This window comes from Lactobacillus kefiranofaciens, from assembly GCF_014656585.1.
Taxonomy (GTDB): Bacteria; Bacillota; Bacilli; order Lactobacillales; family Lactobacillaceae; genus Lactobacillus; species Lactobacillus kefiranofaciens.
In genome coordinates, this window is sequence record NZ_CP061341.1 from 1,672,972 (window position 1) to 1,685,644 (window position 12,673).

11 protein-coding genes and 2 tRNA genes are annotated in these 12,673 nt (G+C 40.4%); 2 read left to right on the forward strand and 11 right to left on the reverse strand.

The annotated features are described in order from the left end of the window. Positions 1-64 precede the first annotated feature (64 nt). The 5 genes from ICI50_RS08205 to ICI50_RS08225 form a co-directional block, all read right to left on the reverse strand. Complete coding sequence (locus ICI50_RS08205; RefSeq protein WP_188891487.1) at positions 65-2,734, reverse strand: calcium-translocating P-type ATPase, PMCA-type; 2,670 nt, start codon at positions 2,732-2,734, stop codon at positions 65-67. Positions 2,735-2,924: 190 nt separating this feature from the next. Continuing rightward, on the reverse strand, positions 2,925-3,755 hold the full coding sequence (nadE, locus tag ICI50_RS08210) for an ammonia-dependent NAD(+) synthetase (protein WP_013854617.1): 831 nt from the start codon (positions 3,753-3,755) through the stop codon (positions 2,925-2,927). After that, positions 3,752-5,230 (reverse strand): nicotinate phosphoribosyltransferase, encoded by a 1,479-nt coding sequence (locus tag ICI50_RS08215; RefSeq protein WP_188891489.1) that lies wholly within the window; start codon positions 5,228-5,230, stop codon positions 3,752-3,754. Before ICI50_RS08215 ends, nadE begins: the two co-directional genes overlap by 4 nt. A 97-nt stretch (positions 5,231-5,327) precedes the next feature. Further along, complete coding sequence (locus ICI50_RS08220) at positions 5,328-6,419, reverse strand: glycosyltransferase family 4 protein (RefSeq protein ID WP_013854618.1); 1,092 nt, start codon at positions 6,417-6,419, stop codon at positions 5,328-5,330. Between the two features lie 4 nt (positions 6,420-6,423). Continuing rightward, the gene (locus ICI50_RS08225; protein ID WP_013854619.1) at positions 6,424-7,155 is read right to left on the reverse strand and encodes a WecB/TagA/CpsF family glycosyltransferase; all 732 of its coding nucleotides are present in this window, start codon (positions 7,153-7,155) and stop codon (positions 6,424-6,426) included. Positions 7,156-7,285: 130 nt separating this feature from the next. Here ICI50_RS08225 and tagD point away from each other — a divergent pair, with 130 nt between their 5' ends. Continuing rightward, on the forward strand, positions 7,286-7,672 hold the full coding sequence (tagD, locus tag ICI50_RS08230) for a glycerol-3-phosphate cytidylyltransferase (protein ID WP_013854620.1): 387 nt from the start codon (positions 7,286-7,288) through the stop codon (positions 7,670-7,672). A gap of 38 nt (positions 7,673-7,710) precedes the next feature. Here tagD and ICI50_RS08235 read toward each other — a convergent pair whose 3' ends face one another. From ICI50_RS08235 to ICI50_RS08255, 5 genes are all read right to left on the reverse strand, one after another. Further along, a complete protein-coding gene (locus ICI50_RS08235; RefSeq protein WP_188891491.1) occupies positions 7,711-8,412 on the reverse strand; it encodes a GntR family transcriptional regulator in 702 nt (233 codons plus the stop codon). An 88-nt stretch (positions 8,413-8,500) separates the two neighbouring features. Beyond that, positions 8,501-9,619: a hypothetical protein gene (locus ICI50_RS08240; RefSeq protein WP_013854622.1), complete on the reverse strand. Its 1,119-nt coding sequence runs from the start codon at positions 9,617-9,619 to the stop codon at positions 8,501-8,503. 137 nt (positions 9,620-9,756) lie between these two features. After that, a tRNA-Gln gene (locus tag ICI50_RS08245) sits at positions 9,757-9,828 on the reverse strand. A 34-nt stretch (positions 9,829-9,862) separates the two neighbouring features. Next, positions 9,863-9,944 (reverse strand) — tRNA-Tyr (locus ICI50_RS08250). Positions 9,945-10,066: 122 nt separating this feature from the next. Further along, positions 10,067-10,456 carry a hypothetical protein gene (locus tag ICI50_RS08255; protein WP_095342128.1) on the reverse strand — a complete coding sequence of 130 codons (390 nt, stop codon included), beginning with the start codon at positions 10,454-10,456 and terminating at the stop codon, positions 10,067-10,069. Positions 10,457-10,600: 144 nt separating this feature from the next. Here ICI50_RS08255 and ICI50_RS08260 point away from each other — a divergent pair, with 144 nt between their 5' ends. Beyond that, positions 10,601-11,638: a zinc-dependent alcohol dehydrogenase gene (locus tag ICI50_RS08260; protein ID WP_188891493.1), complete on the forward strand. Its 1,038-nt coding sequence runs from the start codon at positions 10,601-10,603 to the stop codon at positions 11,636-11,638. Positions 11,639-11,712: 74 nt separating this feature from the next. Here the strand turns inward: ICI50_RS08260 and ICI50_RS08265 are convergent, their stop codons facing one another. Next, positions 11,713-12,603: an SLAP domain-containing protein gene (locus tag ICI50_RS08265; protein WP_188891495.1), complete on the reverse strand. Its 891-nt coding sequence runs from the start codon at positions 12,601-12,603 to the stop codon at positions 11,713-11,715. Positions 12,604-12,673: the final 70 nt, after the last annotated feature.

The following is a 12,673-nucleotide window of genomic DNA, read 5'->3' on the forward strand; positions in this document are numbered from 1 at the left end:
TCTGAGTTAAGCATATAAAAAAAGCTTGAGTAAACCAAGCTTTTTTCTTTATTTTTGTTAAACTTTATTCTTTTTCAGCTTTTCTTTGGCAGAACTTGACGATTTCGACAATCAAAATCATGCAGATTCCAGCAATAAGAACGACTGCCCATTGACCGCCATCAAGCTCTGTCACATCGAAGAATCTGGTCATAAATGGCAGTTCAACTGCAGCCATCACTAAAGCTGAGATAATAATCGCACCGTTAAACCATTTATTCACAAAAGTACCCTTGCTGAAAATAGATTGCCGCAAGTGCTTCGAGTTAATCGCATGGAATAATTGAATTAGGCCCAAGGTCAGGAAAGCCATGGTTAAGGCATCCCCATGCTGCAAGGCTGGCTCATTAATATGCGGACCAACATGCAGACCTAATTGGTAAGCGCCTAATACCAAGACCCCTTCCAGGATCCCTTGATAAATAATTGAGCTAGCCACACCGCCACTGAAGAAGTTAGACTTCTTACCCCGCGGCTTGCGTTTCATAATTCCCTGCTCAACCGGTTCAACCCCTAAGGCAATCGCTGGCAAAGTATCCGTTACCAAGTTGATCCATAATAATTGCACTGGTTGCAAGATATCCCAACCTAACATCGTCATCATAAAGACGGTTAAAACCTCACCAACATTACAACTCATTAAGTACAAGATGGCTTTTTGAATATTGCTAAAGACCTTGCGCCCTTGCTTGACCGCTTCTACGATAGTTGCAAAATTATCATCGGCTAGGACCATATCACTGGCACCTTTTGAAACTTCAGTACCTGTGATCCCCATGCCAATACCGATGTTGGCTTGCTTCAGACTTGGGGCATCGTTAACACCGTCACCAGTCATGGCTACGATCTTATCATTGGCTTGCCAGGCCTTTACAATTCTCACCTTGTGCTCTGGTGAAACACGAGCGTAGACATTATAGTCTTGGACGTGCTTAACAAAGTAATCATCGCTTAATTCATCTAATTGTGCACCAGTTAAAACACGTTCGTCTTGACCTGGCTGTAAAATTCCTAATCTTTCCGCAATGGCTTGAGCCGTTGTTTGGTGGTCACCAGTAATCATGACAGTTCTAATCCCGGCACTATGTGCTTCCGCTACAGCAGCCTTAGCTTCAGGCCGTTCAGGGTCAATCATGCCCACTAGTCCAGCAAAAATCAAATCTTGTTCAACATTATCAGTTATTGGATTATCATACAGCTGGTCAACACGCTTATAAGCTAAGCCTAAGACACGTAGAGCTTTTTTAGCCATTGATCGGTTAGTAGCGAGAATTGCTTGTCGTTGCGTATCAGTAATTGGTGAAAGCTCTCCGTTTATTGCTACAGAGGTTACTCGCTTTAATAATTCATCAGGTGCACCCTTAACTGCAACGAAAAATCTATTTCCATCTTGATTAACGGTGGACATCAATTTTCTTTCTGAATCAAACGGTACTTCTTGAACCCGCTTATATTTGTTAAGCAATGCATCCACATCAATATCCTGATCGAAAGCATATTGAATCAACGAAGTTTCAGTTGGGTCACCTAATAAGTCACCGCCGTTTTCAATCTTCGTATCATTAGCCAAGATCATTGCCAGTAGCGCTGGGTTAGTATCCTCTATTTTTTCAGAATTATCATGAATATTTCCCTGGTAATAAAGTTTTTCCACGGTCATGCGGTTCTGTGTTAATGTCCCAGTTTTATCAGAACAAATGATATCCGTCGCACCCAACGTTTCTACGGCAGGCAATTTTCTAACTAAGGCTTTGTGCTTAGCCATGGTCTGTGTTCCCAGGGCCAAAATAATTGTGACAATTGCTGGCAAACCTTCTGGAATTGCAGCAACAGCCAAGGAAACGGCGACCAGAAACATTTCGATTACCAATTTATCCGTTGGCATCGTTCCTTGCTTGGTGAACATCCCTACGGCAAAGACAATCACACAGATTGCCAAGATCATAATAGTCAGAATCTTGCCTAAGTGGTTCAAATTCTGCTTAAGTGGCGTATCCGTTTCATCGGCATTGTTCAACATCGTCGCAATCTTACCGACTTCGGTGTTCATTCCAGTTTCAGTAACGATCCCTTCACCACGACCATAAGTAACATTGGTGTTGGAATATGCCATGTTGAGTCGATCAGCTAAAGCAATGTCGCCGTCTTGCAGAGTTTCATTGCTCTTTTCAACAGGAACCGATTCACCAGTTAAAGCTGATTCCTCAATCTTTAAACTGTGGGCTTTTACTAGTCGTAAATCAGCGGGGACAACGTCGCCGGCCTCAAGCAGTACAATATCGCCCGGTACCAATTCAGTACTTGGAACAGTGATAATTGCATCGCCGCGCCGAACATGCGCATCTGGCGTCGCCATCTCCTTCAATGCTTCAATTGCGGCTTCTGAACGTGACTCTTGAATCACTCCTAAGATTGCATTCAAGATAACCACGATCATAATAATTGCCGCATCGATCCACTCATGTGCGACCACGCCACTCAAAATTGCGGCAACGATCAGCACAATGATCATAAAATCTTTGAATTGATCGATAAAACGCATAAACATGCTCTCTTTTTTCTTGGATGTCAGCGCGTTTGGGCCATATTTAGCTAACCTATTTTTAGCTTCTTGGTCAGTTAAACCATTGGCAATAGAAGTAGTTAACTCTTTTTCCACATCGGGAATCGACTCAGTATAATATTTCTTAGCCATCATTTTCCCTCCTTAATTAAAAGAAAAAGAGACTTACATGCTTGTAGCACATAAGTCTCACAAATTAAGATAAATCCAGAAGTGTAAAATCTTCGGCTGTTGGATTTATCGCAAGCAAATTGCCGTTACTCCCTTATGAATAAGTTCATTATAAGAAAGTTTTCACCCATTAACAAGTTTTAGCGAATAATTACTTTTTGTAAAAATCGTCAAATACGGTTACAGGCAAGTGGCGCTTGTGTTTGCTCTTATTCCATAATTTTTCAATTTGTTCAGCTGCCTTGTCGGACACTTCTTTGCCTTCAAGGTAGTCGTCGATCTCTTGATAAGTTACACCCAATGCAACTTCATCTGGCAAATCTGGCTTTTCTTCTTCCAAGTCAGCAGTTGGAGCTTTTTCATAAAGGTGCTTAGGACAACCTAATTCTTTAAGCAAGGCTTTACCTTGACGCTTATCTAAGCGGAATAGTGGCGTCAGGTCAGCGGCACCATCGCCAAACTTAGTGTAAAAACCACTGAAGTTTTCGGCAGCGTGGTCAGTACCGACAACGGCACCCTTGTTAGCACCAGCAATAGCGTATTGAACCACCATTCTTTCACGGGCCTTGATGTTGCCCTTGTTAAAATCGGCAATCTTTTGACCAGTAGCTTCAACTGCCTTAACCATTGCGTCAACTGGTTCTTTGATGTTCACAATTAAATCTTGATCAGGATGTTGAAATTTAACTGCATCGGCCGCATCATCCGCATCGGCTTGGACGCCATACGGCAAACGAACAGCGATAAATTGGTAGGAATCATCGCTAGTTTCTTTGCGCATTTCTTCAATGGCCATTTGACATAATTTTCCAGTCAAAGTTGAATCTTGACCACCAGAAATACCCAAAACATAAGACTTCAAAAATGGGTTAGCCTTCAAATAATCCTTTAAGAAATCAATTGAACGTCTGATTTCCTTCTTAGGATCAATTTCTGGCAAAACATGTTCATAGGCAATAATTTCTCTTTGTAATTCTCTCATCGACCAATGCTTCTTTCTCTAATCTTACGACGAATATCTTGAATCAGATCCATCTTGCTTTCATACAAGTTTTGGGACAAATCAACCGGGTATTCTTGTGGATTCAAGCTACGCTTATATTCATCCCACAAGCCATCAAGATTTTGGACACAAAACTTTTTAATCTCGTCCAAACTTGGCTGTTGGTAAACCAATTTACCATCCTTAAAAATATCGTGTAAAAGCGGAATCGCAGTGTAATTCGTAACCACCTTATTAATATAGGTATATTGTGGGTGGAACATGAACAAGGCATCAAACTTACGTGGATCTTCATTATAGCGAGATACCCAATCGCCTTCATTCTTCTTAGCGGTGTTCGCGCTAATCCGCCATACTTGCTTCTTGCCTGGAGTTGAAACCTTAATGGCATTAGAAGAGATCTTCAAGGTATCACGCATGGCATGAACTTCATCTTCCATTGCGACTAGCTTGTAGACGGCTCCCAAAGCTGGCTGGTCATAAGCAGTAATATACTTGGTCCCAATGCCCCAGACATCAATCTTAGCACCCTGCATCTTCAAGTTAGTGATCGTGTTTTCATCCAAGTCATTAGAAGCAAAAATCTTAGCATTAGGATAACCAGCATCGTCTAGTTCTTTGCGAACCTGCTTAGACATATAGGCCATATCGCCAGAGTCGATCCGCACGCCTAAGAAATTAATCTTGTCGCCCATCTCATTAGCTACTCTGATTGCGTTAGGCACGCCGCTACGAACGGTATCATAGGTATCAACTAAAAAGACGCAGTCCTTGTGAGTTTCCGCATATGCCTTAAAGGCTTCATATTCGCTACCAAAAGCTTCAACTAGAGCATGCGCATGCGTACCAGAAATTGGAATGCCAAATAGCTTCCCAGCACGAACATTACTAGTCGAATCAAAGCCACCAATATAAGCACCCCGGGCACCCCAGATAGCAGCATCCGTTTCTTGTGCACGACGGGAGCCAAATTCCATTAGACTATCATCTTGAACGGCTAACTTGATTCGAGCAGCCTTAGTAGCCAGCAAAGTTTGGAAGTTAATAATGTTCAAAATTGCGGTTTCTACTAATTGACATTGAGCTAGTGGCCCTTCAACTTGCAGAATTGGTTCATTGGCAAAGACCAACTCCCCTTCCTTCATTGAGCAAATAGTTAATTTTAGTTTTAAATTGCGCAAATAGTCTATAAAGTCATCATCGTAGCCTTCCTGCTCTTTCAGATATTGCAGGTCGCTTTCTTTAAATTTTAAATTCTTTAAATATCTAATGACGTGCTCCAAGCCCGCATATACGGCATAACCATTGCCAAATGGCTCTTGGCGGTAAAACGTTTCAAACACAGCGTTGCGATCAGCAATCCCCTTCTTGAAATAGGTGTACATCATGTTGATTTCATATAAATCAGTGTGCAAAGCGAGTGAATCGTCTTTGTCTAATTCTGGGTAAAACATTGTTTCCCTTTCTGTAATTAAAAATTATCAATTTAGTTTTAATTATACAGCCATTATTATTGTATTGCTATTTTTGAAATCATCTTTATCAAACGATTTACACTAAAGTGTCATAAACTTTTTCAATTGAAGCTAGCTGATTTTTGACAGAAAAATGTTCCTCGGCATAGCGTTTCTCGCGTTCTGCCATAGCTCGCAAATCTTTAGGAGACTTATTCACAGCTGCCTTGATCGCCTCTGCGATTGAATCCACATCTCCTACCTTAGCAATAAAGCCATAGTCTAGACTAGGAATCATCTTACTGATATCGCCAATATTTGTGGATAAAATAGGGATTAAATTATCTGCTGCTTCCAGCAAAACCAGTGGGAAACTCTCCGAATAAGAAGTAAGCACGGCTAAATCAATTCTTTTGTATAAGCCGCTTAATTGATGATGCGTCATAAAACCATGAAAAGTTACTTGTGGGGCCATGTCCAGCTCGCGCATTAGGGCCTTTAGCGGCTCCAGCTGACTGCCATCACCCGCAATATGCAAACGAATATGTTGATCATCTAACTGCTTAACCGCCTTTAATAACAGATCTTGCCCTTTAACTTTCTCGGTACGTGCCACATTCACAATATTAAAGTATGTATGTTCATACTTGGCTGGGATTTCGCTATCGCTGTGGAAAAAAATGCCATTATAGATCACATGCACTTTAGTTTTATCCACATGTGCTTTATTTATTAATAAATTAGCAAAATGCTCAGTTACGGCAAAGATACAATCGGCCTTTCTTAGAGCACGAATATTTAATTTAGTAAAAATTTTGCCTAGTAAACCGCGCCCAGCAAAGTCTAAATAAGGATTAGAATGAACCGTGATGCACCATGTAGCGTGGATTTTTTTGTGAATCAAAGATAAAAACAAATTAGCCCGTGCTCCGTGAGTATGCACAATATCATAATGTCCATCATTAATAAACTTAGTCAGTCTCTTCAAACTGGCTAAGTCATAACGACTGCTTGCTCCCAAGACAGAAGTATTAATTCCCTCTCGCCGAGCTGCTTCAGCCACTGGTCCTTCGGCCAAAGTTAGCAAGTCAAAATCTTTATGTTCAATTTTTGCCTCTGTCAACAAGTTGACAATGTGCGACAAACCACCGCCATTTTCAAGACCAGCATTTACATGCAAAACCTTCATTAAATTATTTCTTCCCTCTCTTCGATTGCTCAACACGTACCACAAATTGTGGTAACACTAACATTCGTCTAAATCGTGATGGATTAGTTATCAACCGATAAAACCATTCCAAATGCGTCTTTTGAAAAGCCTCTGGTGCTCGCTTAACTATACCGGAAAAGACGTCAAAACTGCCACCGACGCCCATCATCAGAGCCGGCGTCTCATTTCTACGCAAAATTGCCAGTAATTTTTCCTGCTTGGGAAAACCTAAAGCCGCAAAAACCATATCTGGTTGAGCTTTCTGAATGCGTCTTGCTACCAGCTCTAGATCTGTCTTAAAGTAACCATCATCAGCACCAACTAGGTTGATATTCGGATATTCCTTAGCCACCTTAGCTTGAACGGCATGAATCACTTGCGGCTTGGCTCCAATTAAGTAAACGCGACTGCCGCGATCATTGGCTACGCTCATTAGCCAGGTAAACAGATCATAGCCTGTAACTCGCTCAGGAAGTGGCTTGCCTAGCATCTTAGCTGCCTTCACAATACCAATGCCATCAGCAGTAATATAGTCCGTATCCTGTTTAAGAATTTTCATAAATTCTGGATTTTCATTAGCAGCCATCACAATTTCCGGATTAGCCGTCACTACAAAAGTCGATAGATGATTGTTTAATCGTTCAATAAATTCATTTTGAAATTGATTAAAAGTCTTATTATCAAAATTAACGCCTAGCACATTAACCTTATCCATTTTTCCACACCTCATGCGTCTTCTAATCTAGTTTCTATTTTACCATTTCAAAAGGCAAGCATAAAAATGAAGCGTAAGTTTTAGCTTTTCTTCAAATATGGTAAGATTATTTGAAGAAAAAGGAGATATTATGAAAAAAGTAATTACTTATGGCACCTTTGACCTGCTTCATTACGGCCACGTGCGCCTGCTTAAGAGAGCTAAAGAATTAGGCGATTATCTAATCGTGGGGCTATCCACCGACGAATTCAACGAGTTCAAGAAGCACAAGGAAGCCTACAATACTTATCCTGAACGAAAATATATCCTAGAAGCTATTCGCTATGTCGACCAAGTGATTCCTGAAAAAGATTGGGATCAAAAAATCGACGACGTAAAAAAATACGACGTCGACACCTTCGTAATGGGAGATGATTGGAAAGGCAAGTTTGATTTTCTTAAACCATATTGCGATGTAATTTACCTGCCAAGAACGCCCGGCATTTCAACTACTAAGATCAAGGAAGATCTGAAATAATCAAAAAACTCCAACTTTTCATCATAGTTGGAGTCTTTTTATTTTGAAAAAGTAAATTCGAAGCGTTCAGCCACGTAGCGCGCACGCGTATATTCAAAAGGCTGACCATTAGCAAGTTCTGTTACCTGTCGTCTTGTAATAAGAGCTTCACCTTTTCTCGCCTTCAATAAGCGTGCATCCTGTTCATTGGCAATGGATGCTGAGATATGCTCGGTTACTCTACCGATATCAAAGCCGCCACGCTTTTCTAGCGTTTCATATAGATGAGTAGAAACATCTTCCTTGGTAAAATTCTTTACCAAACAATAGGGGACAGTAACCACTTCGTAACAGATTGGCGTGCTATCGGCATAACGGATTCTTTCCATCCGCAATACGTTTTCACCTTTTTTCAATGATAAGCGCTCTTTTTCAGATAAAGATGGATTGCCAATTTGATAAGAAATCAACTTGCTAGATGGGACCTGACCATTGGCCTTGGTAATCTCGGTAAAGGACATGATCCCCGACATTCTTTCTTGTACCTTCTGGCTGGCAACATAAGTACCGCTGCCTAGGCGTCGCTCTAATATTCCTTCTTCTTCCAATGTCTTAATTGCCTGGCGCAGAGTCATTCTCGACACGCCAAACTTTACAGACAGCTGCCGTTCAGCTGGAATACGATCTCCTACCCGATAAACGTGGTTTTCAATATCACGCTTAATTTGATTATGGATCTTGATATACATCGGTTCTTCCATGGTCCTACCTCCAAAGTCTAATGCTTAGTTTTATTATAAAATAAATTGGTCTAGATTGCATTTAATATGGAATTAGGATTTTAGCAGATTATTTTTTCTTAGCGGTCCAGTGCATCCCTAAAATATACACATTCGGTCTTTTATCGCATTCCACATTCAAATTATCATTCTTATGATCTGGCAAAATGTTGGCGTTCAACTTGGCATCGTCTTGAACAGCAAGTTCGGCGCCGTTGGGATGTAAAACAAGATCGTGCCCCTTTAACCTGACCGCACCATTTAAGGCTAAAAAGTACTCGTAATCCATGTTGCCCATGAAAGTTACACGAGTAGCCTCACAATCAGCCGTATCTTGAAAATCAGCGTGAGCAATCACTACGGAGTTATTCATTGTTACCTTAGCCTCATTAATCACGACCATGCGATTAATGACAGAATTTTGAATAATCGTATGCGTCTTTTTATCAATATAAATGCCACCATTAAATTTGCAATGAACAATATTGCTCCAGCTGTCATCACTGAGATAGAGGCAGGCGTCATCCTTGGCCTTCACTGTCGTATTAAGCATATTCATCCAAGTCTGACCATGCAATAAAACATAATCAACTTCAGAATTATTAAGATCTAACTCTGCATTGGTCTTGTCAAAAGTATTAATACTGCCATGAACGCGCGAATTATTAATAATTGCAGTGCCGTGACCTTCAAGTGCCAGGGCGCAAAACTTGTCTGAAGGATAATCAATCTCTGAATCATTCATCTCTAGCCGAAAATCGGCACTGGCATACATGGAAACTGAACCGCCAATTATCTTGGTTGAATACAGTTCAATCGTTGCCTTCCCATTAATGGCAATCGCGGCGGTGTCCGTATTGTATCCCTTAACCTGACAATTCCTCAAAGTTAAGTAACCATCGGTCTCAGCTGGCACCGAGAGACAGTTATTGTCTGTATTAGTATTAATACATAGATTTTCTAAAGTAACATAGCGACTATCTTCTGACACGCTAAGATAGCCATAGATTGTAGTTGCTTCTGGTACAGATCCTGTCCCCTTGATGGTAATATCTGTTAAAGTTAGACCTTGAGGCAGATAATAAAATCCGGGACCCAGCATCAAAACATCGTCAGCACGTAAGTCCTTCAAGACTTCATGCCAGCTAGTCTCGCTGCTTGAGCCACCAACTCTAATTATTCTAGGCATTCTATATCCCTTCCTATTGAAAAGTCAGGTACTATTGTACTTGTTTTTTAGTGTTTACGGGTAAAATTTGCATTAACACAAAAAAAGAAACGTCATAATGACGCTTCTTCTTCGGGTTGGGTGTTCTATTAGAACTATTGGGTTAGCTGGATTCGAACCAGCGCATGATAGTACCAAAAACTATTGCCTTACCACTTGGCTATAACCCAGTACCAGCTGAACTTTTTACTTGTCGTTCAACAATGGAGGAGGGTGGATTCGAACCGCCGAACTCAGAGAGAGCGGTTTTACAGACCGCCGCGTTTAGCCACTTCGCTACTCCTCCGTTAGCTGACTTAATTATAATAACGAAAAACACGAATAATTACAAGGGTATTTTTTCATTTTTTTGAATTAGTATGAAAAAAGTCGATGCTTCATGCATCAACTTCTTTATCTTTCAACAAATTATAATTCTTGTAAAACTTTACGTAATTCAGCTTCACTCAGCTCGTTGCCATAATCTTGTTGAACTCGGCTTAATGCTTCTTCATAAGTACCACCATAATCCAAAACAATTCGAGCTTCCTTCTTAGCTACTAACAAAGCATCTTCGTGTCTGGTTTCACGCCTAGTATCCTGCTCTCGCTCAAGCAATTTCGTTTCATAGTCCATGATTTGTTGCCTCAGTTCTTCATTATTGTTGATCTCAATGATCCGTTTTTGTGCATAAGCACAATGCTTATCGCCGGTAACCTTCTTACCTAACATCAGTTTAACTACGTTTTGCAATCTCTTATTTTCGCCTAATAAGTTGCCTTTTGCATTAATAATAACTTTAGTAGAATTTGTTGGCAATATTAATGACCTATCCTAAGAAGCATAAATTTCACTAGCTAATTAACTTAAAAATTATGATATTATTCATAAATCCGTTGACAAAGTTAAAAATAGCACTTACAATGAAGGCGAACAGATACAAGTGAAAAGAGGTTTTTTCTAATGGATGGTAAAGTAGCTGTTCTAAACAAATTAAAGAATATTGAAGTAAAAACATTACCAGTTCCAGAAATAACTGATGATGAAATGTTAGTTAAGGTTGAAGGCTGCGGCATTTGTGGTACTGACGTCTTCGAATATAAGGCTGACCCATTCAAATATATTCCAGTAAACTTAGGACACGAAGGTACTGGTGAAATCGTAAAGATGGGTAAGAACGTTAAAACCGATTGGACAGGAAAACCTCTTAAAGTCGGCGATAAAATCATATGTGGCCCGGCACCAAGTGGTGATATTTACGGCCTAATGGGTGGTGAAAAGCACTTCTTCAATGGTTGGTTAGCAAACTACATGGTAATCAATCCAAACAGTGTCGTATTCAATGTCAGCGACATGCCGCTTGATTTGAGAATCTTAATTGAACCTGCCGCTGTTTCATCACACGCTGTTGCTAAAGCTAAGGAGATCTACACTTTCAAGCATGGCTCAACTGTCTTAGTACAAGGTGTTGGCCCTATCGGTTTAATGGTTACCGCTCAAATGAAGACTTTAGGCATCCGTCATATCATTGCTGTCGACGGCAACCCAGATCGTTTGGCTTTGGCTAAAAAGATTGGTGCAACTGCCACAGTTAACATCCAAGATGGCGATCCTGTTGAAGCTGTCAAGAAGTTGACTAACGGCAAAGGCGTAAACTTCGCATTCCAGTGCACTGGTTCAACTAAGGGTGCAAGCACTATTTGGAACTTCTTAGGCGACCACGGTGGCATTTGTGAAGTTGGCTTCTTCGTTGACAACGGTAAAGCTAAATACAATCCACACTTCAACATTTGTATGCCAGAAACTAAGGTTACTGGTTCATGGGCTTATGTTCCAGAAGACTGGGTTGAAGCAACTGAATTCTTGCGTGAGACCCAAGCTGAAGGCATCGATATGACTCAATTAGTTACTAATGCATATCCTTTGGATCAATTGAACGAAGCTATGGTAAAATGCATGAGTGGCACTGGTGTCAAGGTTTGCTACAAGAACAATGAATAATGATTAAAGACATTCGAAGATTAAAAAAGGCCGATGCGCACAGCATCGACCTTTCTTTATTCTATTGTCATTGACTATCTTTCTTCTGTGACGCCCATTTGGAAGTTCACATTGGTTATGGCTTCTGCCATTACCCAATCATTTTTAGTACCTTTAATATGATAGAAAAGTGCGGGATCTGAAGTATCAAGTGACTTGATGTGTACTAACTTATCCACAATAAGTTTTTGATCACTCTTAAGCTTGATCTTAGTATCCTTGTACTTCTTACCATACAGATGTACTACATTATCATTGCCCATCATCTTAACGGTAATAGGAGCAGTAGTGTAAATATTTTGAGCGTTGGCACGATTTACGTTAACTGCCTTAACGTAACCGCCACCGCCTAAATTAAAGTAGACCTTACCCTTAATTGTTCTAGATGGAACAGTGTAGTTAGTGTCATTAACGGTGTAATAGAACTTACCCTTGCCTTCCTTATCGCTGACTGTCCGCTCCACAATATGATTCTTAAGCAACTTCTTTTGGCCACGGAAGTTTTTAATTCTCTTACCATTCTTATTGTAGATATAAGCATTGCTTGCCATCATCAAAGTATTGTTGCCATTCATGCGTGCAACAGTGTAAGAGTTGACATAGCCACCATAGCCGACACCTAAATATTGTCTACCTTGGAACATCATGGTCTCGCCGGTAAAGTTGATTGTCTTGCCTGGAATTGTAGTAACTACGCCAGCTTTGATTTCCCAGCCATCTTTATCAGGATTATCCCAAGAATATCTGATAAAATTGTGATCTTTGGTAATTACTTCATTAGCACGAGCAATGGTGATTGTACCCTTGCTATTCTTAGCTACTTGGCTAGAAGCTGCTTGTGCTGTTTGAGGTACAGTAGCAAGTACGGGACTTACTGCAAGCAAGGCTGTAGCAGCAACCGTAATAAATTTCATTTTTTTGTTCATAACCGTCTCTCCTTCGAACCATGTATAATGATCTTAATTATCATGATAGAACTTTAGGTAAAAAAGAGAT

Excerpts from the sequence above, each read along its gene's own strand:
- ICI50_RS08260 (WP_188891493.1), top strand. The coding sequence starts at position 10,601 with ATGGATGGTAAAGTAGCTGTTCTAAACAAATTAAAGAATATTGAAGTA.
- ICI50_RS08235 (WP_188891491.1), bottom strand. The coding sequence starts at position 8,412 with ATGGAAGAACCGATGTATATCAAGATCCATAATCAAATTAAGCGTGAT.
- ICI50_RS08225 (WP_013854619.1), bottom strand. The coding sequence starts at position 7,155 with ATGGATAAGGTTAATGTGCTAGGCGTTAATTTTGATAATAAGACTTTT.
- nadE (WP_013854617.1), bottom strand. The coding sequence starts at position 3,755 with ATGAGAGAATTACAAAGAGAAATTATTGCCTATGAACATGTTTTGCCA.
- ICI50_RS08240 (WP_013854622.1), bottom strand. The coding sequence starts at position 9,619 with ATGCCTAGAATAATTAGAGTTGGTGGCTCAAGCAGCGAGACTAGCTGG.
- ICI50_RS08220 (WP_013854618.1), bottom strand. The coding sequence starts at position 6,419 with ATGAAGGTTTTGCATGTAAATGCTGGTCTTGAAAATGGCGGTGGTTTG.
- tagD (WP_013854620.1), top strand. The coding sequence starts at position 7,286 with ATGAAAAAAGTAATTACTTATGGCACCTTTGACCTGCTTCATTACGGC.
- ICI50_RS08265 (WP_188891495.1), bottom strand. The coding sequence starts at position 12,603 with ATGAACAAAAAAATGAAATTTATTACGGTTGCTGCTACAGCCTTGCTT.
- ICI50_RS08205 (WP_188891487.1), bottom strand. The coding sequence starts at position 2,734 with ATGGCTAAGAAATATTATACTGAGTCGATTCCCGATGTGGAAAAAGAG.
- ICI50_RS08215 (WP_188891489.1), bottom strand. The coding sequence starts at position 5,230 with ATGTTTTACCCAGAATTAGACAAAGACGATTCACTCGCTTTGCACACT.